26 protein-coding genes and 1 tRNA gene are annotated in these 26,048 nt (G+C 62.2%); 16 read left to right on the forward strand and 11 right to left on the reverse strand.

All coding sequences use genetic code 11. From position 1 onward, the window contains the following. The first annotated feature begins 53 nt into the window (after positions 1 to 53). The 4 genes from BN69_RS13700 to BN69_RS13715 all read left to right on the forward strand — a co-directional run bounded on the left by BN69_RS13700 (position 54) and on the right by BN69_RS13715 (position 6,866). A complete protein-coding gene (locus tag BN69_RS13700; RefSeq protein ID WP_014892223.1) occupies positions 54 to 386 on the forward strand; it encodes an STAS domain-containing protein in 333 nt (110 codons plus the stop codon). 29 nt (positions 387 to 415) lie between these two features. Next, positions 416 to 841 carry an ATP-binding protein gene (locus BN69_RS13705; RefSeq protein WP_014892224.1) on the forward strand — a complete coding sequence of 142 codons (426 nt, stop codon included), beginning with the start codon at positions 416 to 418 and terminating at the stop codon, positions 839 to 841. A 76-nt stretch (positions 842 to 917) separates the two neighbouring features. Continuing rightward, positions 918 to 4,262, forward strand: a complete 3,345-nt coding sequence (locus BN69_RS13710; RefSeq protein ID WP_244434953.1) for an NAD-glutamate dehydrogenase domain-containing protein — start codon at positions 918 to 920, stop codon at positions 4,260 to 4,262. Between the two features lie 3 nt (positions 4,263 to 4,265). Continuing rightward, positions 4,266 to 6,866: a PAS domain S-box protein gene (locus BN69_RS13715; RefSeq protein ID WP_014892226.1), complete on the forward strand. Its 2,601-nt coding sequence runs from the start codon at positions 4,266 to 4,268 to the stop codon at positions 6,864 to 6,866. 16 nt (positions 6,867 to 6,882) lie between these two features. Here the strand turns inward: BN69_RS13715 and BN69_RS13720 are convergent, their stop codons facing one another. From BN69_RS13720 to BN69_RS13730, 3 genes are all read right to left on the reverse strand, one after another. Beyond that, positions 6,883 to 7,362: a ferritin-like domain-containing protein gene (locus tag BN69_RS13720; protein ID WP_014892227.1), complete on the reverse strand. Its 480-nt coding sequence runs from the start codon at positions 7,360 to 7,362 to the stop codon at positions 6,883 to 6,885. Positions 7,363 to 7,449: 87 nt separating this feature from the next. After that, positions 7,450 to 8,355 (reverse strand): ferritin family protein, encoded by a 906-nt coding sequence (locus BN69_RS13725; protein WP_041927394.1) that lies wholly within the window; start codon positions 8,353 to 8,355, stop codon positions 7,450 to 7,452. A 1,073-nt stretch (positions 8,356 to 9,428) separates the two neighbouring features. Continuing rightward, a complete protein-coding gene (locus BN69_RS13730; protein ID WP_014892230.1) occupies positions 9,429 to 9,830 on the reverse strand; it encodes a VOC family protein in 402 nt (133 codons plus the stop codon). 355 nt (positions 9,831 to 10,185) lie between these two features. Between BN69_RS13730 and BN69_RS13735 the strand changes: the two genes are divergently transcribed. Further along, positions 10,186 to 10,494, forward strand: coding sequence for a hypothetical protein (locus BN69_RS13735; RefSeq protein ID WP_148277123.1), 309 nt, complete (start codon positions 10,186 to 10,188; stop codon positions 10,492 to 10,494). A gap of 159 nt (positions 10,495 to 10,653) precedes the next feature. Here the strand turns inward: BN69_RS13735 and BN69_RS13740 are convergent, their stop codons facing one another. Then, positions 10,654 to 11,124 carry a VOC family protein gene (locus BN69_RS13740; RefSeq protein WP_014892232.1) on the reverse strand — a complete coding sequence of 157 codons (471 nt, stop codon included), beginning with the start codon at positions 11,122 to 11,124 and terminating at the stop codon, positions 10,654 to 10,656. Positions 11,125 to 11,495: 371 nt separating this feature from the next. Between BN69_RS13740 and BN69_RS13745 the strand changes: the two genes are divergently transcribed. Together BN69_RS13745 and BN69_RS13750 are read left to right on the forward strand one after the other, a co-directional pair. Next, on the forward strand, positions 11,496 to 11,984 hold the full coding sequence (locus BN69_RS13745) for a MarR family winged helix-turn-helix transcriptional regulator (RefSeq protein WP_014892233.1): 489 nt from the start codon (positions 11,496 to 11,498) through the stop codon (positions 11,982 to 11,984). After that, entirely contained in the window at positions 11,968 to 12,456 is a 489-nt protein-coding gene (locus BN69_RS13750; RefSeq protein WP_041926975.1) for a VOC family protein, read from the forward strand. Before BN69_RS13745 ends, BN69_RS13750 begins: the two co-directional genes overlap by 17 nt. 159 nt (positions 12,457 to 12,615) lie before the next feature. Here the strand turns inward: BN69_RS13750 and BN69_RS13755 are convergent, their stop codons facing one another. Beyond that, the gene (locus BN69_RS13755; RefSeq protein WP_014892235.1) at positions 12,616 to 12,885 is read right to left on the reverse strand and encodes a hypothetical protein; all 270 of its coding nucleotides are present in this window, start codon (positions 12,883 to 12,885) and stop codon (positions 12,616 to 12,618) included. Positions 12,886 to 13,060: 175 nt separating this feature from the next. On the opposite strand from BN69_RS13755, the gene ftsY reads away from it, so the two are divergent. The 6 genes from ftsY (at position 13,061) to BN69_RS13785 (ending at position 16,906) form a co-directional block, all read left to right on the forward strand. Beyond that, positions 13,061 to 14,122 (forward strand): signal recognition particle-docking protein FtsY, encoded by a 1,062-nt coding sequence (ftsY, locus tag BN69_RS13760; protein WP_014892236.1) that lies wholly within the window; start codon positions 13,061 to 13,063, stop codon positions 14,120 to 14,122. 5 nt (positions 14,123 to 14,127) lie between these two features. Continuing rightward, a complete protein-coding gene (locus BN69_RS13765; protein ID WP_014892237.1) occupies positions 14,128 to 14,730 on the forward strand; it encodes a septation protein A in 603 nt (200 codons plus the stop codon). A 218-nt stretch (positions 14,731 to 14,948) separates the two neighbouring features. Continuing rightward, positions 14,949 to 15,092 (forward strand): hypothetical protein, encoded by a 144-nt coding sequence (locus BN69_RS13770; RefSeq protein WP_014892238.1) that lies wholly within the window; start codon positions 14,949 to 14,951, stop codon positions 15,090 to 15,092. 50 nt (positions 15,093 to 15,142) lie between these two features. Beyond that, complete coding sequence (locus BN69_RS13775) at positions 15,143 to 16,096, forward strand: tyrosine recombinase (RefSeq protein WP_014892239.1); 954 nt, start codon at positions 15,143 to 15,145, stop codon at positions 16,094 to 16,096. A 96-nt stretch (positions 16,097 to 16,192) separates the two neighbouring features. Continuing rightward, complete coding sequence (locus BN69_RS13780) at positions 16,193 to 16,756, forward strand: bactofilin family protein (protein WP_014892240.1); 564 nt, start codon at positions 16,193 to 16,195, stop codon at positions 16,754 to 16,756. A gap of 74 nt (positions 16,757 to 16,830) precedes the next feature. Next, positions 16,831 to 16,906: transfer RNA gene (locus tag BN69_RS13785), tRNA-Glu, on the forward strand. A 12-nt stretch (positions 16,907 to 16,918) separates the two neighbouring features. On the opposite strand, the gene BN69_RS13790 is transcribed toward BN69_RS13785, so the two are convergent. From BN69_RS13790 to BN69_RS13810, 5 genes are all read right to left on the reverse strand, one after another. Next, positions 16,919 to 18,022: a tyrosine-type recombinase/integrase gene (locus tag BN69_RS13790; RefSeq protein ID WP_014892241.1), complete on the reverse strand. Its 1,104-nt coding sequence runs from the start codon at positions 18,020 to 18,022 to the stop codon at positions 16,919 to 16,921. Between the two features lie 2 nt (positions 18,023 to 18,024). Next, complete coding sequence (locus BN69_RS13795; protein WP_014892242.1) at positions 18,025 to 18,273, reverse strand: helix-turn-helix transcriptional regulator; 249 nt, start codon at positions 18,271 to 18,273, stop codon at positions 18,025 to 18,027. A 154-nt stretch (positions 18,274 to 18,427) separates the two neighbouring features. Further along, positions 18,428 to 20,419 carry a prohead protease/major capsid protein fusion protein gene (locus BN69_RS13800; protein WP_014892243.1) on the reverse strand — a complete coding sequence of 664 codons (1,992 nt, stop codon included), beginning with the start codon at positions 20,417 to 20,419 and terminating at the stop codon, positions 18,428 to 18,430. Positions 20,420 to 20,480: 61 nt separating this feature from the next. Next, complete coding sequence (locus BN69_RS13805) at positions 20,481 to 20,981, reverse strand: hypothetical protein (RefSeq protein WP_041926977.1); 501 nt, start codon at positions 20,979 to 20,981, stop codon at positions 20,481 to 20,483. A 334-nt stretch (positions 20,982 to 21,315) separates the two neighbouring features. Then, complete coding sequence (locus tag BN69_RS13810) at positions 21,316 to 21,720, reverse strand: hypothetical protein (protein ID WP_041926978.1); 405 nt, start codon at positions 21,718 to 21,720, stop codon at positions 21,316 to 21,318. Positions 21,721 to 21,773: 53 nt separating this feature from the next. Here BN69_RS13810 and BN69_RS18885 point away from each other — a divergent pair, with 53 nt between their 5' ends. The 3 genes from BN69_RS18885 to BN69_RS13825 all read left to right on the forward strand — a co-directional run bounded on the left by BN69_RS18885 (position 21,774) and on the right by BN69_RS13825 (position 24,864). Further along, positions 21,774 to 22,001 carry a ribbon-helix-helix domain-containing protein gene (locus BN69_RS18885; protein WP_244434954.1) on the forward strand — a complete coding sequence of 76 codons (228 nt, stop codon included), beginning with the start codon at positions 21,774 to 21,776 and terminating at the stop codon, positions 21,999 to 22,001. A gap of 470 nt (positions 22,002 to 22,471) precedes the next feature. Then, a complete protein-coding gene (locus tag BN69_RS13820) occupies positions 22,472 to 23,467 on the forward strand; it encodes a CBASS cGAMP-activated phospholipase (RefSeq protein ID WP_014892246.1) in 996 nt (331 codons plus the stop codon). Between the two features lie 2 nt (positions 23,468 to 23,469). Further along, positions 23,470 to 24,864: a cyclic GMP-AMP synthase DncV-like nucleotidyltransferase gene (locus BN69_RS13825; RefSeq protein ID WP_014892247.1), complete on the forward strand. Its 1,395-nt coding sequence runs from the start codon at positions 23,470 to 23,472 to the stop codon at positions 24,862 to 24,864. Between the two features lie 45 nt (positions 24,865 to 24,909). Here BN69_RS13825 and BN69_RS13830 read toward each other — a convergent pair whose 3' ends face one another. Next, the gene (locus BN69_RS13830) at positions 24,910 to 25,575 is read right to left on the reverse strand and encodes a hypothetical protein (protein WP_148277124.1); all 666 of its coding nucleotides are present in this window, start codon (positions 25,573 to 25,575) and stop codon (positions 24,910 to 24,912) included. Positions 25,576 to 26,048 lie beyond the last annotated feature (473 nt).

A 26,048-nucleotide genomic window follows, 5' to 3' on the forward strand; every position in this document is an offset into this window, starting at 1 on the left:
ACATATCTATTCCAAGGAGCCCTTGTGGCCATGAACCGAGCTGAGACTGGACAATGAGAGTAGCGAAGGAAGTGCGAGACGACCGAACCGTTCTGAGCATCCAGGAGGATCGCATCGATGCGCACAACTCGGGCGAGCTCAAGGACGTGGTGCTAAAGACGCTCGAAGGCGGCGCTCAAAACGTCGTCATTGATTTGGCGCGCGTTCAATTCATCGACAGCTCCGGGCTGGGGGCGCTGCTCTCCGGCTACAAAAATGCGAGTTTGCGCTCGAGCGGGTTCGCTTTGGCGGGTCTGCAGCCGCGTGTCAGGTCGATGTTCGAACTGACGCGACTGCATCGTGTTTTCGATATCTATCCAAGCTTGCAGCTGGCGCTGAGCGCGTGAGTGCGCGAATGGGGTGGGCGGGGATCGAGATGTGCGAGACAATCGTCAATCTGGACATCGTCGTTCCCAACCAGACGCGATATCTGCGTTTCATTGGCGCAGTCGCCGAGCAGCTTGCGAAAGAGCTGGACGTTCCGGAGGACACGCGCGACACCCTCGCGTTTCACCTTAATCTTGCGCTGACCGAGGCCGTCGCCAACGCCATTCAATATAGCTCTGCGGCGAATTCGACCGACTCCGTTCGGATCTCCTTTTCGCTGGAGGACGCCGACCTTTTCGTTCGGGTTTTCGATCACGGCGGAGGTTTCGACCTTGCGGCTCTGCCGACGCCGGCGTTCGACGAACTTCGCGAACGCGGCCGCGGCATATTCTTCATTCGCTCTGTGATGGACTCTGTTCAATATCACAAGACGGAGTCGGGCAATGTTCTCGAAATGCGCAAGAAGATCGCCTAGCTGATGGTCGCCTGTGCTTCGCTCTCCGGACACATTGACGTCTGAAACGCCCCGCGTCGGGGACTGGGATTCTGCGGTGCGGGATTTCCTCCGCCGCGCCGGTCGCCGTTCTGGGCTGAATCTTTCCGGCGAGGCGCTTGACGCATTGCCCAAATCCTATCGCTACCTGGTGCCGGCTTGGCGCGCCGCGCGCGATCTCGCGCTGATCGCGGCCAACCGAGACGAGCGCGAGATCGTCGAATTGCGTCGGCTGCGCGGCCTCGGAGCCGATGTCGCCCGATATGAAATTCGCCTGATCGGCGCCAAAGACCATGCGCTGGATGAACTTCTGCCGATGCTGCAGAACCTCGGACTGCGCGTCGCAGATCAAATTCAGCTCGCACTCAATCTCAGCATCGGGCCGCGGTTTATTCGAAGCTTCATCGTCGAGCCCGCCATGCGGAGCGGCGCGAGCGTCGCGCGATCGCATGGTCGATTGTTGGAGGCGCTCAAAGCCGTGCTCTCAGCCGAGGTTGAGAGCGACGCCTTGAATGGCTTGATCCTGGTCACCCAGCTGGATTGGCGGCAGATTGATCTCTTTCGCGCCTACGGCAACTACTATCAGCAGCTCGGCCTGCGGATCGGACGCGCCCGCATTTATCGCGCGCTTTTGCACAGTCCGGCGGTCGCCCAGCTGCTCTATCGTTACTTCGAAGCGCGGTTCGAACCGGATCGCGGCGGACGCGACTCCTTTGAGATCGAGCTGGAGTCGCTCACGCCGATCAGGGCGCAGCTTGTCGACGTATTGGACAAGGTCACGGATAGCGGCGATGATCGCATTCTTCGCGACCTCTTCAATCTCATCGACGCGACGGTGCGCACCAACTTCTATTTTTGCGGCGATTGGGCGCGGAAGTTCATTGCTCTAAAGATCAGCAGTCTCGGCGTGTTCAACATGCCGGCTCCAAAGCCTATGGCGGAGATCTATGTTCATTCGCCCTCGATGGAAGGCGTGCATCTGCGGGGCGCCAAGGTGGCGCGCGGCGGGATACGCTGGTCCGACCGGCCCGAGGATTTTCGCGGCGAAGTCCTGGCGCTGATGCAGACTCAGATGATCAAGAACGCCCTCATCGTGCCGCAGGGCGCCAAGGGCGGCTTTGTTCTGAAACTTCCCTTTGTAGACGCGACGGAGCGCCAGCGCCTCGGGAAGGAGGCATATTCGCAATTCCTGCGCGGGCTTCTCGATCTCACCGACAATCTGAAAGATTCACAGATCGTCCGGCCGCCGGCGCTCGTCGCCTATGACGGCCCTGATCCTTATCTCGTCGTCGCGGCCGACAAGGGCACCGCCACCTGGGCCGACGTCGCCAATGAGATTTCGCAATCCTACGACTTCTGGCTCGGCGACGCCTTCGCGAGCGGCGGCGTACATGGCTATCATCATAAGCGACTGGGCATTACCGCGCGCGGCGCCTGGGTCTGCGTAAGACGACACTTCCATGAACTCGGCCGCAATGTCGATGCGGAGCCGATGACCGTCGTCGGCGTCGGCTCCATGGATGGCGACGTCTTCGGCAACGGCATGCTGCACACGCCGAACATTCGGCTGCTGGGCGCGTTCGACGGTCAGTACATCTTCATCGACCCCAACCCGGATCCGCTCGTTTCTTTCGCCGAGCGACGCCGTCTGTTCCAACTGCCGCAGTCGACGTGGCGCGACTACAACCCGGCGCTGCTCTCACGCGGTGGAGGCGTCTATCGGCGCGACGCCAAGGATATACCGCTAAGCCCCGAGGTGCGGGCGTGGCTTGGCGTGCGGCATAGCGCGATCGACGGCGAAGCGCTGGTCCGCTGGCTCTTGATCGCGCCCGTGGATCTGTTGTGGATGGGCGGGGTCGGCACTTATGTCAAGGCGAGCTCGGAGACGAATGAAAGCGTCGGCGATCGCGTCAACGACGGCGCGCGCGTCGATGCGCTGCAGCTTCGCGCCAAGGTCGTTGGCGAAGGCGCCAACCTCGCCTTTACGCAGCGGGGACGCATTGAATACGCCCTGAGAGGCGGCCGGATCAATACCGACGCGGTCGATAATTCGGCGGGCGTTGATCTCTCCGATCACGAAGTCAATTTGAAGACTCTGCTGCACACGCGGCCGGACCAAGACACGCCAGACGTCGCAGATCCCAATCGCTTGCTCGAATCCCTCACCGAGGAGGTTTGCGCGTCCGTATTGCAGGACAACGACCGACAGAGCCTTTGCCTGTCATTGGACCAAGCGCGGTGCCGCATCAATCTCGATCCCTTCATGGATCTCGCGGAGCAACTTGAAAACGCCGGCTATGTCAATGCAGCGGCAGAAGCCTTCCCGACACGAAAAGATGTCTCGGCGCGCGAGACGAAGGAGCTGACTCGACCGGAGCTCGCCTTGCTGATGGCCAGTTCGAAGCTGGCGCTAAAGCAGAGGCTGCTGGAGGACGAGGCGTTTCTGCAGGGTTCCTGGTCGTATGAATTTCTGGCGAGCTATTTTCCCGAATATCTGCGGTCTCATTTTTCGGAGCGGATCAGGAGTCATTCGCTCGCGCGGGACATCGCCGTCACGATGATCTGCAACAAGGTCGTCGATCAGGCGGGAGTTTGCTTCCTGCTGCTGGGCGAGGGATTGGTCCCAACTCTGCTCAGCTATGCCGTCAAGCTCTATCTGTCCTTCGATCGAATCTTCGAGGGCGACCGATGGCGCGCCAGTTTTCGCGAAAGCCGCGAATTGGACGCCGCGCGTCAGTATGGGCTGATCCTCCAGCTCGAAGCGGCTTTGGCGTATATGTGCAACTGGGCCATGCGACGCGGGCATCGGCTGAGCCCAGACGACGAAGACATCGAGCGCTGGCGTTCCGATCTGCGCGCCTATCGCGAACGCGTAGGCGTGAGCGAAGCGCCGGGCGATCCGTCCGCGGCGGCGCCCTATTTCGATCGGCTGCGGGATTTTCCTTTCCTCGTCGCGCTGACCCGCGAATCGGGAGCGGATATGCGAGTCGCCGGCGCATATTTTGATAAGGCCGCCACGCTATTTGGATTGCAAAAGCTGGCCGCCCTTCTCGCGGACGTGAAGCCGAGAGACCTTTGGGAGCAGCAGTTGCAGGCCGCGCTCGACGCGCGAATGCGGGACGCGTCCGCGCGCATCGCGTCCATGCAGTTGCTGAGCGGCGTCGCCGACGCGCGGGCTTTGTTTCGACATGTCGGGCTCGAGTTTCGCCTCGCCGGGCTTGAGCGGCTGGTGTTCAAACTGGAGGCGTCGCTCTTAACGACGCTGATGCCCTTCGCAGCCTTCGTCGCCGAGCTGAACGCGCTGGTCGATGCGTGCGACGCCGCATATCGCAGCCGCTCGGCGGGGGACGCGGACAGGGCGCGGAAGCCAAGCCGCGCGTCCTCGGACGCAGGAGCTTCGTAGCGCATGGAAACCGTCGCGGCCGATCGCGCCATTCTCGACGCTTTCGATGAGGCTCTTTGCATCCTCGAGGCTTCAGGCGCCCTGCGATCGATGAACCGAGCCGCCGAACGTCTCACCGGCTATTGCGAGAGGGAGCTTCGCGGCCAGCCTTTCTTTCCGCGGCTTCTCGCGCCAGACGCCGATGATTGCGCGCCTCCGACGCCGTCGCCGCGCGCCCGCGAGCGGCTGTCCCTGCGCATACGGCGCAAGGATGGACGAACGCTTGACGTGCGCTGCGAAATTGACGCGCTTTCCGGCAATGGCGATGGCGGATCGTTGGTCAAACTTCGTTCGCTCGACGGGCCGAATGAGCCAAATGCGCTCGTCGAGACGACGAAAAAGCTGGATACCATCTTCGGCGGCATGGTCGATGGTCTCGTCGTGATCAACGAGGCCGGCGACATATTGCTCTTCAGCAGAGGCGCGGAGAAGCTGTTCGGCTACCGCGCCGAGGAAGCGCTCGGAAGAAACGTCAAGCTGCTGATGCCGTCGCCCTATCGCGAGGCGCATGACGGCTACCTCTCGGCCTACAAGGAAACCGGCGTCAAGAAGATCATCGGCGTCGGCCGCGAGGTGGTCGGCCGGCGCAAGAACGGCACGACCTTCCCGATGTATCTCTCGATCGGCGAAATCCGGCTCGACGGCACGCGCTACTTCGTCGGCGTCACCCATGATCTGACCCGGCTCAAGCGCGCCGAAGATCGGCTGTTGACGCTCTCCGCCGCCGTCGAACAAAGTCCGATCGCGGTGATGATCACCAATAAGGATGGCGAGATCGAATATGTGAACAGCCGTTTCGCCAGCCTCACCGGCTATCCGCCGCATGAGCTCATCGGCCGGAATCCGCGGATGCTTCAGTCGAAGCGGACCGAGGGCGATCAATATCGGCGGCTTTGGGAGAGCATTCGCGCCGGCGTCGAATGGCGCGGTCAGATCCAGGACAGAAGAAAGGACGGCAAGCTCTATTGGGCCTCCGAAATCATCACGCCGCTGCGCAATGCGAACGGCGAGATCACGCATTATCTGGCCATTCAGCAGGATATCACCGAACAGAAGCGCGACAAGGAGGCGCTGTTCGAGAGCGAACAGCGTTTCCGGCAGATCGCCGACATGGCCGGCGATTGGCTGTGGGAGCAGGACCCGGACGGCCGCTACACGTATAGCAGCGGCGCCGTCGAGGACGTGCTCGGCATGACGCCCGAAGAGGTCGTCGGCAAGACCTATCTCGATCTCTTCGCCAAGGAGAGCGCGGAAGACGCCGCTCTCAAGACGGCGCCGAGCGCCATCGCGCTGCGCCGGGCCTTCCATCGCGTCGTCAACCACTATCGGCACAAGAACGACGGCGACGTCTTCACCGAGTCGACCGGCGCGCCGATCTTCGACGAAGCCGGCCGACTGGTGAAATGGCGCGGCGTCGACCACAACATCACCTCGCGCAAGACGTTCGAAGACGCGCTGCGCGTGCGCAACCGCGCCATCGAATCCGTCCCGATCGGCATTGCGGTCTGGGACGCGCAGGCGCCCCGCGTTCCCAACATCTACGTCAATCCGGCGCTGAGCCGGATCACCGGCTTCACCCGCGAAGAGCTGCTCGGACACAGCTTGCATCTGCTGCGCGGGCCGGAGACGGATCCTGCGGCGCTCGAAGAGATCCGCAACGCCATCGTTCATCGCGCCAGCTGCCAGGTGGTGGTGAAATTCTACCGCAAGGACGGCAGCTCCTTCTGGGACGAGCTCTCCATCTCGCCGGTCGCCAATGAGGCGGGACGCATCACCCATTTCGTCAGCGTCCACGCCGACATTTCCGATCGGCGGCGCGTGGAAGAGAATCGCCACGAACTGGAAATCGCCAAGCAGATCCAGCTGTCGCTGCTGCCGAACGCGCCGCTGCGCACCCCGCATATGGAGATCGCCGGAATCTGCGTGCCGGCGACGCATGTCGGCGGCGATTATTTCGACTATTTCGAGAATTCCGGCGTGATCGACATCGTCATCGCCGACGTTTCCGGCCATAGCGTCGGCGCCGCGCTGATCATGACCGAAGTGCGCAGCACGCTGCGCGCCGAAACGCGAAAGGCGACCAACGCCTTGAGCGGGCCGGCGGAGCTGTTGCGCGACCTCAATGAGCTGCTGCACGAGGACCTGACCGCCGCGGACCTCTTCATCACCATGTTCTATTGCCGCTTCCTGCCGCAGACGCGCACGCTGCAATACGCCAACGCCGGCCAAAATCCGCCGCTGCTGCTGCGCGCGGACGGCGCCGTGTGCGTGCAGCTCGACGCCGACGGCCTGGTGCTCGGCGTCGTGCGAGCGGTCGACTTCAAGGAGGGAAGCCTCGAACTCGCCGCGGGCGACAAGCTGCTGTTCTACACCGATGGAATCACCGAGGCGCAAAACCGCCAGGGCGACTTTTTTGGGCTCGAACGCCTGTCCGCCGCGTTCATGCAGCATCGCCGCCTCTCGCCGCGCGACCTCATCAAGGCGGTGCTCGCCGACGTGCGCGCCTTCCGCGGCGAGGCGCCGGCGTCGGACGACGTCGCCATGGTGGTGGCGCAAGTGCGCTGATGTCGAAACGATGACCTCAAGGATCGACGGTCAGCATTTTCCCGGCTTTGTTCGCGGCGATCCACCTGTTCAGTTCAGCGACATGACTACGCTCTTCTGCGACAAACTCCTCGGCGAGGGTCTTGATCTCGGGGTCGGTCGTCGTGTCGAGGACATGTTTGTAATAATCGAGTCCTGCCGTTTCCGCGTCGAGCGCAATCTCAAGAGCCTTTTCGCGTCCAATAAACGGATCGGCGGCCCAGATCGCCGCTGTCTCCGGGCTCTCCAATCCGGGCCATACGAATTCATCCGGCTTCATCTTTGGCAGTTCGCGAAAGCCGCCGCGGGCCTGCGCCTCGGCCAGGTGCAGTCTGGAATAATCCGCCAATCGACGAAACAGTTTGCCGACTTCGTGATTGCCGCCTGACTCCATGGCGTCGGCCAATTCCCCGTAGCGGCTGGCCGCTTCGAATTCGAGATGGATTGCATAAGCGAGAAATTCCTCGACCGATTCCATGTCTCCCCCTCGCGCGCTGAACTCAGATTTGCAAGCGAGCGGCGGCCAAAAAGGCCGCCCCCGCCTCAAGCCGATTAGGCTCCTCGCTCAAGCGTTGGCGCTTGGCGGGTTCTTTATCGTCCATTCTTCGCGCGTGATCCAGGCTTCGAGAATTTTGACATGCTCGGCCTCTTCCTTGACGAATTCCTTCGCCATCGCTTCGATCTCCGGCGATTTGGTTTTGGCGGCGACGGCCCGATAGAACTCGTAGCCTCGCCGTTCGCCCTGCAGGGCGGCTTTCAAGCCGTCGAGCCGCGATAGCGTTGGATCGGCGGCCCAGATTTCGGTGCGCTCCGGGGTCGCATGATTTGGCCACACGTAATCGGGCGGAATGACCGCCGAAAGGTCGATCGATCCCGCGCGCTTCCTGGCCTCGGCGAGATGCAGACGTGAAAAGCCGGCGAGCTGTCGAAACAGTTTGGCGACTTCCGCGTTGCCGCAGCTTTCCATCATGCCCGCGAGTTCGTCGAAATGGATCGCCGCGTCCTCTTCGACCTTGACAGCGTATCCGATGAATTCATCCACCGTGGCGATCTCGATGCCGCCGGTGAAGCGCTTCGCGGCATGGGTGATATGGGCGCCTTGCGCCGGCAGCGTTTGATCGCCCTCGAACTTGACGAGGATGTCCTCGTTACGGACGAAACACTGGCACGCCAGGCGATAGCGCGGCGGCATGTCGCTCACTTCGGCGGCCTCGATCTCGGCTTTGGTGATCTTGCCGAGCTGGCGCAGCATCTCCTTTTCCTTCTCGGTCAGCGCGATCCCGTATTTGGGATTGCGACTGAGTTGCGTGACCTCGACAAGGCAGGAGCCGCATTCGCCGTCCTGACAGTCGAAGGGAATGGGGATTTTATGGGCCTTGGCCACAGCCAGGATCGTGCCCCGGTCTCCAGCGATCGCATAGACAGTAATGTCTCGCGCAAGGACGGGTGATGAGAATGTCACGTTGGCCACGATTTTCGCTCCCTTTTGTCTGAACTCAGACATGGTTCGGCGTTTAAGGGACAAGCCGGGTCAAACGTAAGCTCACCGGAGTTGTTCTGAGCGGCGGCCGGGCCCGTTATCTTGCCGGAGACTTGGCAAAGCAGAAATCTCGCCAATTAATACGATGCGCTGTAGGACGCATTGTCGCACGCGTGCGGTATTACTGATGCGCGCGACGGCGCTGACGCGACTCCGATCATTGCGGCGGGGCGACGGCGCGACCGATTGCGTGGCCATGGCGGCGCTGAAAACGCGCCGATAAGGGCGCGCGAGCGGTCCGGGACGCCCCCGGCCGTCGCTGGCCGCAGCGCAAAGAAGTGTCTTCGACGGCCGGTTTCTCCCGGACACGGATCGCGTCGTCTCGCCGCCTCCGGGCTGAGGGAGCCGCTCCCCATCGTTCGGGTAACCGACGCCTGCGCCATCCTCGCACCGCGTCATGGCCGCGCTTGTCGCGGCCATCCACGCGACGACGTGCTGAGATGTGAGAGCATGAGCCGAACGCGCCTTTTCGGCGTGAATCTTCGCGATGTCCTGGCGTGGATGGCCGGGACCAGCCCGGCCATGACAACTGAAATGGAGCTAAATAAACCTGAGTTCCGACTCCTGCGTGGCTGAGCAGGCTGCAGGTTTCGAAAATCAATTCGCATCGGCTGGGGACAATAACACCGGCGATTTAAATGTGGCTCGCCGGCAAGCGCGCGCGTCGGGAATGTCAGTTTGCTTGCGCATTCCCAACCGTCGATTGTTCACGCGAGGGCCATGCTTGATGCCGGCCGCCGGAACAATGCCTTGAGGCGTCTCCGTCGGTCGTTCCGAAGCGCGTCGCAGTCCGGGAAACGTTAAACTGATATTCGGCGCCCGACCGCGCAGCCGCCGATGTCGCGATATGTGTTGCGTAATCTCCGTGGCAGCGTCACGCCGATTCCCCCTATTGGAACCACGCGGAGATTACGCCGTTCTCAAATTCAAACCGCTACCGTTACGTTACGCCACATTTTGATTTTAAGCGATTCCTTATCGATCACATGTGATCGGGAAGCGCTCTAGGTGTTTTCTCTGATGGCGAAGTGATTGTGATCCGGGTCGTCAAAATATGACAGGAGAACGCCTTCTCCTTGAGGTTCGGGGTCGGTCACGACGACGCCCTTCGCCCTCAAATTGGCGACGGCTTTCTTAATGTCGGTGACGACGAAAGTCGTCACCTCGTATTTTGGCTCTTTTGTTGGCCCCTCCTTGGCCGCTTTTGTCGGGGGGGAGCTATTCAGCCCGATTTGAAAACGGGGCAACTCGTTAGAATATACCTGCGCCCAGTAGTTCTTGACGAAATATTTTTCGTTGAGCTCCAAATCTAATTTTTCTTTATACCAGGCGATGCTTGCATCCTGGTTCGTGACGTCGACCCTCACGAGGAGTTCATACTCTTGGAATACGGCAGTCAGGCTCATGATAACCTCTTTGGCAGTACAGGTTGGAGGAGATATTTACAACGTTTCCAGCATAGAAATAGGGGGTAATCGCGCGCCAATAACAAACTGCGCGTTGTTTCTATAATATTCGTGCGGTTTGTCAATGGCTTGGGGAAGAGCGCCCGTTCGTCTGAGGCGGATATAGTGTAAACAAGTTTGATTATATTTGCGTGACGACTGACGTTCAGCGCCCGATCCGCTCCGCCCTCATGCGCGCATCGGGGGAGTGGGCGCGCCTTGCGCGGCCGCGGCGACGGTCCCGCCATCCCTCTTGACGCGGCGCTTGCGCAGCCAATTTCACCGAGATGCGCCCAGCGCGAGCGAGGGTCAGACGATGACGATTTATCGTGTTCGCGAAGTCAAATTCATCGAGACCGAAGGCGGCCATGTGAAGCTGAAGCCGCTGCGTGAATATGAGCGGGAATCCTCCGACGCGGCGAGCGTCATCGCCGAAGTGAGCCGCTTCTTCGAGATGGAGCTCTCCAGTCCCAAGGCGCTCGACGTCGTCGATTTCGACGAGGTGATCGTTCTCGACGAAAGAGGCGCGGTCGTTGCGCGTTTCGGCGTCGCCGACTTCTGGGAGCAGGAGTGGAACGCCGTCGCCGCGAAAGGCGACGCCGCGCCGATCGCGCGCTCGGCTTAAGGCGACGCCAAGACATAAGTCTGTCGGTCGCAGGCGCATTGGCCAGCCTGAAGGCTTGCGGTCCAAAGCGCGCATCAAGCGTGGCGCATCCCGGACCGCGAGCCTCCAGACTTGCCTGGTTGCGAAGCAGCCCCGGCGGGCGTTCTATTCGCCGCCGGATTAAGGGGCGTCGCCGCGAAACGCCGCTTCGACCGCGGCGAGGTCGATCTTCACCATGCCGAGCATCGCCTGAAAGGCGCGCTCGGCGGCGGCGCGATCGTCATCCATGAACATGCGCGGCAAGGCTTCCGGCACGATCTGCCAGCGGACGCCATAACGGTCTTTCAACCAGCTGCATTGAATCTCGGCGCCGCCGCCTTCGAGCAGCTTGTCCCATAGATCGTCGGTCTCGCGCTGATCCTTGGTCATCACCGAGATCGAAAAGGCTTCATTGTGGCTCGGCTCGCAGCCCATGTTCAGCGCCTGATAGGGCGCGCCGGCGAGGGTGAAGGAGACCAGCAGCGCCGGCCCGTCCGGCGCGCGGCGGAAGGCGCTTTCAAACGCCGAATTGGGAATGACCGAGACATAGAAGCGCGCCGCTTCCTCCGCCTGATCCTTGAAGGCGATACAGGTTCTGACTTTCGACTGCATGGCTGCTCCTATTTCGCGTCTGAGATTTCCAATGAGCGGTCGGGTGAAGGTTCCTCATCCCGAGGAGCGCGCGCAGCACGCGTCTCGAAGGACGAGGAACCTTCAGGCGCCGTGTTCTGGAGCTCGCCCTCGTGCTTCGCGACGGCTCCTGCGGAGCTCCTCAGCAGGAGGGCGAAGGGCGGGCTTTCGAACTCATGGCTGCTCCTGGTTGTTTTGCTGGCGCTTCGCCGCGGTCGTTTTGGCGATACGCCTGTGGGGGCAGAGGTTTCCATCCTTCGAGACGCGGCCTTCGGCCGCGCCTCAGGATGAGGCGACGGTTTGCTGGAGCGCTCGACAAACGCAATAAAAGTTGATATCAACATAACGACGCCATGTCAAAGAAGCTGCCGATCGAGGTCGTTCATGAGGTTCGCGACTCCTGTCTCTGCCTCGCGGCGCAACGCGCGGCGCGCACGTTGGCCCGGCGCTTCGATCGCGCCTTCGCGCCGCTTGGACTCACCAATGGCCAGTTCTCGCTGATGATGTCGCTCAACGCGCCGCGGGCGCCGACGCTCGGGCGGCTCGCGCAGGCGCTGGCGATGGATCGCACGACGCTCACCGCCGCGCTGAAATCCTTGGAGCGGCGCGGACTCGTCGAGACGCGACTTGACGAGAAGGACCGCCGCGCGCGCAGATTGTTCCTGACCGGCGCCGGCGCCGATCTGCTCGCGGCGGCGCTGCCGATCTGGCGCAAAGAACATGCGGCGCTCGACGCGCAGTTTTCACAAAGCGAAGCGCAAAAGCTTCGCAAGGCGCTGCGTAAGTTAGGGGCTGAAACGCCTATTGAAGAAAGGGACCCACAGCATGAACGCCACTGTTGAGAATGATCGTCAATGCATGCGATCGATCACGCCGCATCTCATCTGCGCCGGCGCTTCCGATGCGATCGAATTTTATAAGAAGGCTTTCGGCGCGCAGGAAATGATGCGCCTGCCCGGTCCCGACGGAAGACTGATGCATGCGGCGGTGCGGATCGGCGACTCCATGCTGATGCTGGTCGACGAAATGCCGGAATGGGGCGCGCTCGGGCCGAAGGCCTTGAAGGGTTCGCCCGTCACCATTCATCTCCTGGTCGACAATGTCGACGAGGTTTACGCGCGCGCCATCGCCGCCGGGGCGAGCGCGAAAATGCCGGTCGCCGACATGTTCTGGGGCGACCGCTACGGGCAGATCGTCGATCCGTTCGGCCATGTATGGTCGATCGCGACGCATATGCGCGATCTGACGCCGGAAGAGATCGCGGCGGCGGGGCGCGCGGCGATGGCGAAGGGCTGCGCCGAGGCGTCGGCTTGAGGACGCAGGGAATCGGGTGAGGAAAAATACGCGAAAGCGGGCTTCCTCGTCCTTCGAGACGCGTGCTGCGCACGCTCCTCAGGATGAGGAAGCCCTTCACCCGATCGCTCGGCAGAGGAAGCAAGCGGGCCGGGACGCCGGCTCGTTCACGCCGGGCGCTCAGTCGTCCTCGAGTCGGTAACAGGAAAAATCGCGGTCGGTGAAGCCGGTGCGCCAGTCTTTCAGATCGTAACGGTAGCCCGGCGGATAGGGGAATCGGCAGTCTCCCGCATAGGCGGGCGGCCGCGCCCGTCCATGCCAGCCGGGCTGGCCAGAATATCCCGGGGGCTGCGCCAAGCCCGTGTCGGCCGAGACCATCATGGCCGCCATGGCGCCGATCGGCGCCAATGCAAATGCGCCGGCGAAGCGCTGTCGCGGCCTGGCTTGCATTGGCGCCTCCCGTCGAACCATCGGATGCGAGAACAACCGGGCGTCCCACGGGATGTTCCGGCGCCATCGCGAGGGCGGCCCTTTTTGCGGGCAATTTGTTCCTTCGCGCCAGGCGCGCGGCAAGGGGCTCCGCCCGCTAGCCCTTTCGCCGCAACTCGTGTAGGCCATCCCGTGAATGAGCCAGGAAACCGAAGGCAAAAAGCGCGGCATGTTCTCCCGCCTGTTTGGCGGCGGCCAGCGCGCGCCCGCGCCCGAGGCGGCGCCCCAGCCCGAGCCCGAGGCGGCGCCGCAGGAGGAAAAGCGCTCCTGGTGGTCGCGCCTGTCCGGCGGCCTCTCGCGCACCTCGCAGGCGATCACGCAGGGCGTCGCCGACGTTTTCACCAAGCGTAAGCTCGACGCGCTGACGCTCGAGGAGCTCGAAGACGTGCTGCTGCGGGCCGATCTTGGCGTCGGCGCCGCGACGCGCATCACCGAGTCGGTCGGCAAGGCGCGCTACGAGCGGGACATCGAGCCCGAGGAAGTGCGCGAAATCCTCGCCCGCGAAGTCGAGCGCGTGCTGGCGCCGGTCGCGCAGCCGCTCGTCGTCGACGACAGCAAAACGCCCTTCATCATCCTCGTCGTCGGCGTCAACGGCTCGGGCAAGACGACGACCATCGCCAAGCTCGCCTCAAGATGGACCGGCGAGGGCAAGACGGTGGTGCTCGCGGCGGGCGACACGTTCCGCGCCGCCGCGGTCGAGCAGCTCAAGGTCTGGGGCGCGCGGCTCGGCGCCGAGGTGGTTTCGGGCGCGGAGGGCGCCGATGCGGCGGCGCTCGCCTTCGACGCGATCAAGCGCGCGAAAGAGCAGGGCGCCGATATTTTGCTCATGGACACGGCGGGCCGACTGCAAAATCGCGCCGAACTGATGGCCGAGCTTGAAAAAATCGTCCGCGTGATGAAAAAGGCGGAAGCCGAGGCGCCGCATGCGGTGCTGCTCGTGCTCGACGCCACCGTCGGACAGAACGCGCTGCAGCAGGTGGATGTTTTCGAGCGGGTCGCCGGCGTCACGGGCCTGGTGATGACCAAGCTCGACGGCACCGCGCGGGGCGGCATTCTGGTCGCGATCGCCGAGACTTACGGCCTGCCGATCCACTTTATCGGCGTGGGCGAAAGCGCCGACGATCTGGAGCCGTTCGCGGCGCGCGACTTCGCACGGGCCATCGCGGGGCTTGAAGAAACGTCAGAGGCGGAAAGCTAAGAGAGATGACGCAGGAAACGGCCATCGCGGCAAAACGAAAGCTCAATCCCTGGCTGAAGCTCGCATTGGAACTCGGACCGCTGCTGCTGTTCTTCGTCATCAATTCCAAATATGGCATTTTCGCCGCGACCGGCGTGCTGATGGCCGGCGTCGTCCTGACGCTTGCCGTCTCATGGGCGATCACCCGACATCTGCCGGCGATGCCGGTGGTCACCGCCGTGCTGGTGCTGGTTTTCGGCTCGCTCACTTATTTTCTGCATGACGAAACCTTCATCAAGCTGAAGGTGACGATCCTTTACACGCTGTTCGGCGCCGGCCTGATCGGCGCGCTCTATTTCGGCAAGCTGCTGCTGCCGATCGTCTTCGACATGGCGATCCACATTGACGACGCCGGCTGGCGCAAGCTCACCATCCGCTGGGGCCTGTTCTTTTTCGCGCTGGCTGGTCTCAATGAAGTCCTGCGCCGAATTCTGACGACCGACGATTGGGTGAATTTCAAGGTTTTCGGCATATTGCCGCTGACGCTCGTCTTCGCGCTGTCGCAGGCGCCGCTTATCATGCGCCACGAAATTCGCCCCGAGGACGAAGACTCCGAAGCGCATTTCTGATTTCGGCGCGCTAAATTCGATCGCATCGCCGCACGCGCGCATTTACGCGCGAATCGCTCAGACGCGTTTCCGCTCGAAGATGGACGCTTCTTTCTGACCAGCCGCGCCTCAGCGATGATGATTTCTGGCGCATGCGCGCCGACCATCGCGCGCGGGTTGCAATCGACGCGCGTTCGGGCGAAGAGAGTCTTCGGGTTTATGGGGGCTGAGTCGAATCCTTGCCGAGTCTCATCCGCTTTCTGATCGTCGTCGGGGCCATCGTCGCGATCGTCTACGGCGTCATGGTCGCGCTCGTCGCTTATGTGACGCCGCAACCGCGCCAGATGACCTATACGATCCCGGCGCAGCGGTTGAACAAGTGACGGCTGTCATTCGTGACGCCTGTGCGGAATGATGCTGGGGAGTTAAGCGCATGAAGGCCGGCGCGGCGCGCCAGCTCGACGCCTTTCTCGACATGCTCGCCGCCGAGCGCGGCGCGGCGCGCAACACGCAGGACGCCTATCGGCGCGATCTTTCCGATTACATCGCGCATCTTTCCGCAAAGGGCGGCGATCCTGGCGCGGCGACGACGGAGGACATCCGCGCCTATCTCGCCTCATTGGAGCCGCGCGGCATGTCGGCGGCCACTGTGGCGCGGCGCATTTCGGCGATTCGCCAGTTCCACAAATTCCTCTACGTCGACCGTCATCGCGACGACGACCCCGCCTCGGCGCTCGACGGACCACGGATGCGGCGCAGCGCGCCCGGCGTATTTTCCACGGCGGAAATCGATCGGCTGCTCGCGGTCGCGAGCGAAGGTCTCGACGACGAAACGCGGCCTGCCGGCGAGCGGCTGCGGGCGGCGCGCCTCTATGCGCTGCTCGAAACGCTCTACGTCACCGGCCTGCGCGTCTCGGAACTCGTCTCGCTGCCAAAAACCGCCGCGCATTCGCGCGATCCTTTTATCGCCATTCGCGGCAAGGGCGGGCGCGAGCGTTTGGCGCCGCTGACCGATCGGGCGCGCCGCGCGCTTCTTTCCTACCGCAAGCTGCTTGAGGAGATGGCGCCGGAGCGCGCCGGCTCGAGCTTTCTCTTCCCCGCCGACAGCGACAGCGGTCACCTCACCCGCCAGGCCTTCGCGCGCGATCTCAAGGCGCTGGCGCGCGCCGCCGGCCTGCCGGCCGCCGACATGCATCCGCATGCGCTGCGTCACGCCTTCGCGAGTCATCTGCTGCAGAACGGCGCCGATCTGCGGGTGGTGCAGGAACTGCTCGGCCACGCCGACATCTCGACGACGCAGATCTATACGCATGTGCTCGACGAGCGCATGCGGGCGATGGTGCGCGATCTGCATCCGCTGTCGGAGACGACGGAAAAGCCGGGTTGAGCCGCGCTGAGCCGCCTTGGGCGCTTTTTCCGTTGGATATTGAGGCGCGCCCAACGTAAGCTTTTCCGCGCATTTGAGCGACCGAGGAGCTTGGCGATGGCGAAGAACGCGATGGACTTTCGGCCCGAGGAAGAGAATGTCGCCTATATCGGCGCCGGCGTGACGCTCAAGGGCGAAATCTCGGCCTCGGATCTCATCATCGTCGACGGCGCGATCGAGGGCGACGTCTCCGCGCGCGTCATTCAGGTCGGGCAGGGCGGCGTCATCCGCGGCAACGTCAGCGCCACGGAAGCCGACGTCAGCGGCTGGATTTCCGATCATATCGAGATCAAGCAGCTGCTCGTCGTGCGCGCCAGCGGGCGCGTCGAGGGTAAGATCACCTACGGCGAGATCGAATTGGAGAAGGGCGCCGTCATCGCCGGCGATCTGACCGCCATCGAGGATTATCGCGCCGCGAAGCCGGCGCAGGCGCCCAAGCCCGCCGCCGAACGCGTGGAGATCGCCGCCGCGCCGCCAAAGCCCTCGTCGATCGACCGCATCAATGAGGCGGTGCGCGGCGCCAAGGGCGCCAAGGGCGCGCTCTATCTCGCCGCCGAGGGCGAGGAGAAGCGCGTCGCGACGCGAACGCTGCTCGGCCGCAAGACTTCGGCGGGCGCGTGAGGCCGATCCTTGCGCTGCTCCTTGCGGGACAGCTTGCTCGGCGGGCGGCGGCGGTCTATAGAACGCTCCTTCCCGCTCCCTTCGTCTAGCGGTCTAGGACGTCGCCCTCTCACGGCGAAAACAGGGGTTCGAGTCCCCTAGGGAGCGCCACGTTCTTTTGTATCACTTTGATTTTCCTTTCGTTTTTGGCGCAATTCCCAAACCCTTCGGGGCGGGGTTGGGCGATTTGTTCCCTCTTCGCCCTGTTTCCAGTCTCACGATGGCCGCTTCAGCGAGGCGCCATTGATCGGCGTCACGCGTATAGCGTTCCGCCTCGCTTAAGGTCTTGTGACCGAGGATCGCCATGATCTCGCGGGCCGTGCATCCGGCCTCGGCGAGACGCCTGCCGGCGGCCTTGCGCAGGCCGTGCGGTTGGCATTCGAGCGGGAGGTCGGCCGCAGCGATCGCGTCGCGCATGAACTGCGAAAAACCGTCGACCGTGAAAGGCCGCCCGAATGCGGTGTTGAGGATCGTCACGTGATCGCGCGGCGCGCCGGCGAGAATGGCGCGCAGCTCGGCATGCAACGGAATGACGAGGCGCGCGCCGGTCTTCTGTTGGGTCAGGGCGATCGTCGTCGCCGTCGTTGTGGCCCAGGTCATGCGGTGGACGTCGGAGCGACGTTGGCCCGTGTAGAGCATCAGCGCAAAGGCCAGCCGTTCGCGCGTTCCAATCGGCCAATGCCGCTCGAATTGCGCAATCTCGTCATCCGTCCAGGAGCGAATTTCCCCGACCTTGGGGCGCTTTATGCCGATTGACGGGTCATGCTGCAGCCATCCGATGCCGATCGCGTGGCGGATCAGGACACGAAGCATTTTTAGGATGGATAGCGCCGCGCCGGGGCGGCCGGCATAAGGCGCGAGGATCTTCGTCACGATGCCTTCGCGCGTCATGCCGGAAAGCGTGCGGTGCGCGTGCTTGGAGCGCAATGCCTCGATGCGCGATTGGTAGCCCTTCTTCGTCGTCTCGCGCAGCTCGATATAGCCCGCGCTCTGCTGGTAGGAGAGGATCAAGGCGCCGACCGTGCCAGGACCGGCGGTTTCCCGCTTCTCCCTGCGCGCGGCGACATTGCCGGCGAGCGCCGCCGCATAGGCCGCGCGGAAATCGTCTGAATTCACGTCATTCGGAAGCGCGACGCGGGCACCCTTGCCGCGTCGGAAATAGACACGCAGCTTGCCGTGGCGATCATCCCAAATTTCGACGTGCGGCGGGAGCTTGCGCGGCGACATGCTCAGTCGCTCCAAGTTTCGTCCGGCCGCGCCGCGGCGTCATGCTGCAGCGAGTCGGCGAGGGCGTCGAGATCATCGCGATCCCAAACTTTGAAACTGTGCAGCTTCTTGGGCGCCGGCAAAACGCCGTCCTTGACCAGCTTGTCGAAGCTCGGCGGGGACATGTCCAAATAGGCAGCCGCGCGCTCTCGCCGCAACAGGCGCGGCGTGATCCCTAGCCGTCGACGATTTTCCGCAACTGTCATCGTCACGCCCGTTCCGGTGTTGTGTCCCCGCGCGCCCCGATTTCCGGGTCGGGGCGCGCGGGCAGCGCGATCTATCTCGTTCCGCCCAGCCGAGGCTAACCGATAGGCTCGCGCTCGCCCTCGCGCGCGAAATGTCGAAAACCCGCGCGAGGGAAGCTTTTTACGCGCCGGCGTTCAGATACGCCCCGCGCCAGTCGGTCGCGCCGCAGCCGAAGTCGAGGACGGCGCGGAACTCGACGCCGAGCGTCGTCCATCCCTCCCGCGTTTCCAAAATGGGCCCGCTGCGGCCGTTCAGATAGGCATAGGAGACGATCGCCTGCTGCGCGGGATCGGCGAAGACGCGCCAGGCGTTGCCGGTGAAGCGCGGCTCAACGAGCACGTCCAGCTTGCCGCTGAACGGGTTGGCGTTGCTCACCTGGTTGGCCTGGATCTGCGAAATGACTTGCTCTGCGATTGTCTCATAGGCAGGCCCAACGAGAATGTAGCGCGGCGTCAGACCGATCGGCGTCACGCCGTCCAGTCCCTTCGTCTCGCGCAGCGCCTTCCGTGCGTTGGAGAGCGTCGTCACGTCGATCGCCGCGCCGCTTGCCGCCTTGTTGCCGCGCCCCGTCGTAAACAGCGGCTGGCCATCAGAGAGGTTCGCGCCGTTGCCGCTGTTGACGGTGAACAGCGCGACCATCTGCTTGGCTTCCGTTTCCGCCGCGGCGCGGCCGAACGCCTGCAGGAATTCGGCGAAGGCGCCGAGATCGTCGTTGGTATAAGCCTGCCGCGAAAGGCTGAAGATTTTCGCAAAGGTTTTGACGCTGAACGCCTCCTTTTCCTCGCCACGCGATCCGTATGTGACCTCGCCCGACTCCTTAACCTCTTCCAGCGCTGGAGCTTCCGAAACCTTCAGCACATTGACAGGGCGGAAGTCGGCGCTCTGACGTTGGCGGCCGAGCAGCAACAAGGGCGACTGCGCGACCTGATACTGATCCTGCAAAACGCGATTGCCGGAGCCGAGCAAGAGGTTCGGAAAATCCGACGTCGTGTGCATTCCGCGTTCGCCGCCAAACCATCTTCCATGCCCGCGCGAGAGCCAAGAGCGGCGCTCGCCGCTTGCCTCGGCGAGAATGTCGTCATAGGCCGAGAGTGGCGCGCCGATGAATTGACGCGCCGCGCCTTCCGGCGGCTTGCCGGTCATTCGCGCATAGAGCGCGTCCTCGAGCGACTGACGAACGAAGTGCGGATTGTCGAGTGTCTGCGCGTTCGCGGGCATGTAGGATCGTCCCCTGTGATTTTCGTCGGAGCGATCGCCGAGCGCCGCCCTGCTCATTTCTTCGTGGAGATTGGCGCGCGGCCCGCCGATGGACGTGGCAACATCGACAGCGCGGCGGCGCGATTCCTGAACGGCCTGCATAACGGTCGCTTCGTCATGGCCCTGGCGGACCATGCGCTCCGCGAGTTCGCGTTCGCCATAGAAGTCTGCCCGGTCGATCAGGTTCATCGCCTGGCGCGCCGTCATCGCGCTCGGCATATCGCGCCCGCGGTCATCGTCTTCGCTCGGCGCAGAGCGCACTAGGGCGCCAGCGTCGGCCGGAACGGCGACAAGCGATGCTTCCATGAGCGCCCATTTGTCGGCGCGCCAGGTCTCGACGTCGCCAGCCGAGACATTCGTCCACTGGTCGACGCGATAGCCGATCGAAACGCCCCGCAAATGGCCGCTAGCGATATCAGGCTCAAGCGCGCGCGCGGCTTCCGACGTGGAGAGCTCCACGGTTCCGACAAGTCGCCCGGCCTCAAAACGCGCCGAAGTGATCGTTCCGAGCACAGCGCTCGCCGAGCCCTGATTATGGCTGTCCAAGAACTTCACCTGGCCGAGCCCGACGCGCGATAGGTCGACCGCCGCAGGATCGATAGCCAACTCTTCGTTGAAGCCGAATCGCTTGACGGTCGCGCCGGTCGAGAGAACGACTTGAAACGTCCGCGTTGCCTTGTCGTATGAGCCAGGCGAGAGGCTTACCGCGCGCGACTGATTGGCGCCGGGCGGCCCCTTGCGCGCCGCGTTCTCGCGGGGCGATTCGCGCGTCATCAGCGCGATGGTCGACGTATGCATCTCGACAGGCGCGAGCGGCGGAGAGGGAAAGCGAGATTTCTTCAGCATGGCCTTCATGTGCTCAATTCCTTTCGTTGCTTAGAGCGGCGCAACAAACATCACTGTGCGCGTCACAAGATCAGTTCGCCGCATTCACTGCGCGCTCGCTATCGATCGATGTGAGCGAGGCCTGCAGCCGCCTCATGAGATTCCCCAAGTCGACGACGACCGCAGATGAAATCTCAGGCCGAGAAAAAAACTGAGTGAGCCGCTCGCGCTGCACGAGCTCGCACGCCCACCAATACCGGTCGATTTGCACAAGACCCGCTTCAATGTCCCTCTCGTCTTGTGCTGGGAGCCCCGTAGGAATGCTCTTGTTTTGAAACACGACGAAGAAGCAGTCCGGAAATTCGTTGTCGGCTGCAACGCGGCTAAAGCTAGCTGCGATGCTAACGCCCACCTTCGACTCTGCAATTTCCGCAGTGAGAGCGACCCGAGCCACGTCTCTGAATTCCCACTCGCGAGCCAGACCCAGAGCCGGTCTATTTGGGTGGTCGAAGACACCGCGTGAAATCCACTGATCTATTCGGGCCCTCGAAAGGCCCAACGCTCTGGAAATTTGTTTGATGCTGTAGGTCATGGTCGATCCTCTGACGCTCGTCAGTGGTGACGCTAACACGTAGGTCTGACATCTGTCAAATGTCCGCCGAGGCGACTGTGAACAACCGCGCGGCTGCGTTTCACGCGAAGTTGAGCGGGGAGGTGCGAAGCGATCAACGGGCATGCCGGCTGATCGTCGCGCCGCTCAGTTTTCCGATTCGCGCTTGCCGCGATCGTCACGGCCGCGCCGCAAATCAGCTGGCGAAAATCCATTCGCCGAGCGCATCACAAGCTCGCTCGGCGTGCGCGGCCCATATCGCGAATTTCATACGCCAGACGCGCGCCAAAAGATGGGCGAATGGTGGCAGGCGCCGTCACTGTTGCGACTCTTGTTGGCGCTCGAGCCAGTTCTCGGCTTGGAACGCCTCGGAGAGTCTCTCCATTGCGGTGGCAATGTCGTTGGTAAGCTGCAGCACGCCTGCGTTTAGAGCGCCGCCGTCCTCACCCAAAACGTCGCCGGCCGCCGCGACGAGCCCCCAAAGACGCCGCGTCATGATGCTCAGTTCGTCTGAGAACTGGAAGGGCGCAATGGGCCTCTGGCCGTCGTTGGGGCAGTAGAAAAGCCGCGCCGCAGTCGCTATCGCCTTCGCGCGCTCGGTTTCAATGCACTCGAAGGTTTTCGTGACAAGCTCCCGCTCGACGCCGGCGGAAAGAAGCATATCAACGAGATCCGATGTGCGCGCCGGCGCCTCTGTTCTGCTATTTTCCGAATCAGCCATGGTTCGCTCCTGAGGTGAACTGTGGTTAGGGCCGAGTGAGAGGTGGCCGCCTCTTGCTCGGCTCGCCTCTTTTTTGTAAGACACTATTTATGGCGAAGTCAATTCCCGTCTTACAAAAAAAGCGAGGTCGGCCGGCTACTGGCCAAGACCCGCTTTTGAACTTCCGCGCGCCTCTCGAAATGATCGAACGCATCGACGCATGGGCGGCGAAGCAGAAAGACGCGCCGTCGCGATCGGAAGCCATCCGCCGCTTGCTCGAAAAAGCGCTCGCCAAAAAGTGAATCGTGGGCTCGGCGCCTGCGGCTCTAACGCGCGTGCCATGGGCAAGCGGGACTGAAGAAGAATCCAAACGTGGCTCAGAAAACGAAAATTGAAGCCGAAAGCGCTATCCGCCAACTGGCTCACCAATGGACAAGGGAGCGGCGAATCGATCTAACGACCGATCATCCAAGCTTCGCCGAGTTCAAGGCGTGGCTAGGTGACAGGGGGTATAGCCATTACCTCGATTTCCGGTCCGAAGCTGGATCCGAATACGACGCAGAGAGATGGTTCGATCAAGAATTGAAACAGACTTGGCGACGATGATAAATCGAGACTTTCCGGGCAATCAACCGCAGCAGATGCAATCGCGCGCAGCGGCGCGGCGCATGCGCAGTGACCGCGGCTTTGACGCGCTGTTTCGCGATCGTCTATAGTTAAGCGAGAATCTGAAGAGTTCGTTCAATTTGTTCTAGCGGGACATTATTCAGGCATGGGTGAGCGGTTTAATATCCTTTCCTTGAGCGGGGGCGGATTCCTAGGGCTTTACTCCGCAACATTGCTCACGGGCCTCGAGGATGCCGCTGGCACGCCGCTCGCGCGCTGCTTTGATCTTTTGGCCGGCACATCGGTTGGTGGAATCATAGCCCTTGGGCTCGCGGCCGAGAAACCGGTAGCGAAAATTGAGGAGGCGATCGCCAGCAACGGCATAGCGATCTTCTCCGATCGGCCGAGCCCCTCGGGAGGCATCGGCTCAGCCCTCGACTTCTGGCGCTCTTTCCGCAAGCCAAAATATCAGGCTGATGCGCTACGCAGCGTCATCGAAAGCTTGGTGGGCGCCAAAACCAAAATCGGGGACCTGCCTCACAGAGTCATTGTGCCTGCAGTCAATCTGACGAAGGGGCTGCCCCAGCTCTTCAAGACACCGCATCACCCCAGCTTCAAAACCGACCTCCACTTAAGAGTGGTTGACGTTGCGCTCGCGACGGCAGCGGCGCCCACCTACTTCCCCATCGCCGAGATTGACGATGCACTGTTCGCTGATGGAGGCCTTTATGCAAACTCGCCTGATCTTCTAGCGGTCCATGAGGCGGAGCACTTCCTCGGGCAGAGGATTGACGACATTCATCTGCTAAGCATTGGCACAACTACCGCACAGTTCTCCTTCGCGCACGCCCACGGGCGACAACTCGGAATTTGGGGTTGGTCACGTGATCAACGGCTCGTCAATGTCATCATTGCGTCTCAGCAGCATTCTGTGAACTACATGATGTGCCACCGACTCGCTGATCGTTACATTCGTTTGGATGCGATTCAGTCTAAGGAGCAAGAGCGGCACCTCGCGCTCGATATTGCAACCGAGGCGGCGCAGAAGACAATCCGGGGGCTCGCGTCCGCCACACTGCAATCGAGCATCAATATTCCCCTCTTGCAGCACTTTCTCGCACATCGAGCTCCCCCTCCCGCATTCCATCATAAGGTCCGTTGACAATGGGATCCGCCGCGACGCTCTTCTTTAACGCCAACGACTCAGAGAAGCAGACGTTACATAGGCGCATCACCCCCTCCGATGAGCAGTTTGAAGAGCAGCAGGAGCGATGGAACGTCCTGGCCGACCATCTGACGTCTGACCTAAAGGAACGGAGTGGCCATTCAATCCGGACTTGGCTTCAGGGCTCATATAAGTTCGGCACGCAAATTCGTCCCGTGCACGTGGGCCACGAGTTCGACATTGACCTAGGCATTTATTACCAATGGGAAGGCGAACCTGAGGAAGGCGCACACGGGCCGTGCACGCTCAAATCTTTCGTTCAGAATAGCCTGAAGGATTACGCGCGGGATAACGCTGATAGCGTGCTCGAGGTCTGTCCACCAAAGACCAGATGCTGTCGGATTCGCTACAACAACAGCTTCCACATCGACGTGCCGGCTTACCACCTCGATCCCGATCGCGACGCTCGGACACTGGCGACCGAGGAACGATGGGAGGGCAGTGATCCGAAGGCCATCTACGTATGGTTTAAGGACCAATTTGAGGATGCCATTCGGGCAAGGGTCCGTCGCCAGATCAAATACCTCAAATCATGGGCCGCCCTAAAATTTGACGAAGACGGCCGGCCTTCCTCGATCCTGCTCACGGTGCTCGTCGCCGACGCCGCAAAGTCAATTGGTGCAGCCGGAATCGTGGCCGACGACGATACACTTCGCAACATTCTTGAGAGCCTCGTTGCGCGACTGGACGGCGACAAGCACGTCCCCAATCCGGTCAGTGAGACTGAGAACCTTGCGCGACTCTCAGATACTGAAATGAAAAGTTTTATCGAGAGGCTGAAGGGCCTCCTTGAGGTCGCCAATCGAGCCGTCGCGAGCAGCACGGAGTTGGCCGCTGCGGACGTATGGCAGGAAGCGTTTGAGCACCTATTCCCTATGCCAGCAGTTACCGAGGTTCTTACGGAAGCCGCGAGGCTTCTTCCGGTTCCCCTCACCATGCCCGAGATTCGGGTTACGGCCATTTCTCGAGACAACGCGGCGCTCGGGAAATATAACGGAGTAAACAAAATCGGTCCAATTCCAAGGAATTGCGATATCCGTTTTGAGATCATCAATGGCCACGCGTTACCGCGCGGCGCCCAAATATTTTGGATCGTGCGCAACGAGGGTAGAGAAGCCGAGAACATAAACGATCTTGGGCATTTGGCCGGGACTGGTCTGGTCTCGACCGAGCACTCAGCCTATCGGGGAACCCACTACATGGATTGCGTGGTTAAAGTGGCAGGACAGACTGTCGCTCTGCGGCGCGTTCCCGTGGACATCACAGGCCGGGAGCTGCCACGCCGCAATCCGCTTCAAAGGCCGGATTGGGTTCGGCTTCGCGGGCGTCGATAACAGCGCTCTGCTGTCGTGATAGGAGATGGCCTCTCCGGCGCGCCATCAATTTGGCCGCGCTGGCGGCTCGCTGGCTTCTTCCGCCGCGAGCTTCAGCAAACCATCTCTGGCGGCGCTAGTGACGCGGTCGACCTCATCGGAAAGGATCACTCGCACGGCGTCCTCTCCGCCGGCTTGAGCGGCTGCATAGAGCCTTCCGGCGATGTGCTTCAGGGAGGCAACATGCTGCGCGATCGTCGTGCCGACTTGCACGGCCGCATCGGCCAGTTCGCGCGCCGGAACGAGTTCAGCGCGCCGGCGCGCCAGTTCCATCTCCGCCATGGCGGCTTTGGCGTTCTTCTCGCGCGTAGAGGCATCGTCATAGGCCGATGCGTCGGCACGCCCAGATGGCGCCGGCGGTCCGCCCTCATCAGCGTCTGGCGCGCTCGCCGCGTCGATCGACCCTACAGTCTCAGCCGGGTGCTCGCCCTTCACGTGACGCAGCCGAAGATCCTGCGCCGGGTCGTGCGCCGCCGCCGCGAGTGTGTCGAATGTAGGCCGATGAACGAGCTTTTCCTTACCGAGGCGGCGCGTCTGCAGGAGCCCCTTGCTCATAAAGAACGCGACGCGCTTTGAGACCGCCTGATGCGACACGCCCCTGATGGCGGCGAGGCGCTTGACCGAAATCCAGTCCTCTTCGTCCGCATCTCTATCGCTCGCGCAACCATTCATCGTTCCCGCAACCCCTTCAATCGCTCGCGCAACCCGCATCAGCAACGCAACCCAAAACACGCAACTCTGTTTGAAATAGCGATTACGTTTCCACCCCCGGACCCCCGCTATCCCGTCTTGCGGCGGCGCGGGAAGGACCCGCGCTATCCTGTCCTGACGTTCAAGCGAGCGCCCGACGATCGGACGCTGATCTTCCAGCCCTTCGCTTTGATCCATCGGCGCGCATCAGGTGCGGCCATGCGCCCGCTCGAGCGCCTGGCCTTCGCTAAGATGGCAGCGCACCTGATCGCCTCTTCGCACTCGGCAGTGGTCAGCTTTTCGAATTCAGCCCGAGCTGCCGCCCGTCGGTAGGGCACAGGATCAAACGGCCACGCGGCTGAAAAACGCTCCCATGCGTTCGCAGCATCGACAGGCGCTTCAAGCGGCAAATTTGCGGCTTGCCCTTCCGCCGCCCTAGCTGCCTCTGATGGCTG

Source organism: Methylocystis sp. SC2, from assembly GCF_000304315.1.
In the GTDB taxonomy this organism is placed as follows: Bacteria; Pseudomonadota; Alphaproteobacteria; order Rhizobiales; family Beijerinckiaceae; genus Methylocystis.

Coding starts and splice junctions, on each gene's coding strand:
- BN69_RS13700 (WP_014892223.1), top strand. CDS start 54: ATGAGAGTAGCGAAGGAAGTGCGAGACGACCGAACCGTTCTGAGCATC.
- BN69_RS13705 (WP_014892224.1), top strand. CDS start 416: ATGTGCGAGACAATCGTCAATCTGGACATCGTCGTTCCCAACCAGACG.
- BN69_RS13715 (WP_014892226.1), top strand. CDS start 4,266: ATGGAAACCGTCGCGGCCGATCGCGCCATTCTCGACGCTTTCGATGAG.
- BN69_RS13720 (WP_014892227.1), bottom strand. CDS start 7,362: ATGGAATCGGTCGAGGAATTTCTCGCTTATGCAATCCATCTCGAATTC.
- BN69_RS13730 (WP_014892230.1), bottom strand. CDS start 9,830: ATGAGCCTGACTGCCGTATTCCAAGAGTATGAACTCCTCGTGAGGGTC.
- BN69_RS13735 (WP_148277123.1), top strand. CDS start 10,186: ATGACGATTTATCGTGTTCGCGAAGTCAAATTCATCGAGACCGAAGGC.
- BN69_RS13740 (WP_014892232.1), bottom strand. CDS start 11,124: ATGCAGTCGAAAGTCAGAACCTGTATCGCCTTCAAGGATCAGGCGGAG.
- BN69_RS13745 (WP_014892233.1), top strand. CDS start 11,496: ATGTCAAAGAAGCTGCCGATCGAGGTCGTTCATGAGGTTCGCGACTCC.
- BN69_RS13750 (WP_041926975.1), top strand. CDS start 11,968: ATGAACGCCACTGTTGAGAATGATCGTCAATGCATGCGATCGATCACG.
- BN69_RS13755 (WP_014892235.1), bottom strand. CDS start 12,885: ATGCAAGCCAGGCCGCGACAGCGCTTCGCCGGCGCATTTGCATTGGCG.
- ftsY (WP_014892236.1), top strand. CDS start 13,061: ATGAGCCAGGAAACCGAAGGCAAAAAGCGCGGCATGTTCTCCCGCCTG.
- BN69_RS13765 (WP_014892237.1), top strand. CDS start 14,128: ATGACGCAGGAAACGGCCATCGCGGCAAAACGAAAGCTCAATCCCTGG.
- BN69_RS13775 (WP_014892239.1), top strand. CDS start 15,143: ATGAAGGCCGGCGCGGCGCGCCAGCTCGACGCCTTTCTCGACATGCTC.
- BN69_RS13780 (WP_014892240.1), top strand. CDS start 16,193: ATGGCGAAGAACGCGATGGACTTTCGGCCCGAGGAAGAGAATGTCGCC.
- BN69_RS13790 (WP_014892241.1), bottom strand. CDS start 18,022: ATGTCGCCGCGCAAGCTCCCGCCGCACGTCGAAATTTGGGATGATCGC.
- BN69_RS13800 (WP_014892243.1), bottom strand. CDS start 20,419: ATGAAGGCCATGCTGAAGAAATCTCGCTTTCCCTCTCCGCCGCTCGCG.
- BN69_RS13805 (WP_041926977.1), bottom strand. CDS start 20,981: ATGACCTACAGCATCAAACAAATTTCCAGAGCGTTGGGCCTTTCGAGG.
- BN69_RS13810 (WP_041926978.1), bottom strand. CDS start 21,720: ATGGCTGATTCGGAAAATAGCAGAACAGAGGCGCCGGCGCGCACATCG.
- BN69_RS13820 (WP_014892246.1), top strand. CDS start 22,472: ATGGGTGAGCGGTTTAATATCCTTTCCTTGAGCGGGGGCGGATTCCTA.
- BN69_RS13825 (WP_014892247.1), top strand. CDS start 23,470: ATGGGATCCGCCGCGACGCTCTTCTTTAACGCCAACGACTCAGAGAAG.
- BN69_RS13830 (WP_148277124.1), bottom strand. CDS start 25,575: ATGAATGGTTGCGCGAGCGATAGAGATGCGGACGAAGAGGACTGGATT.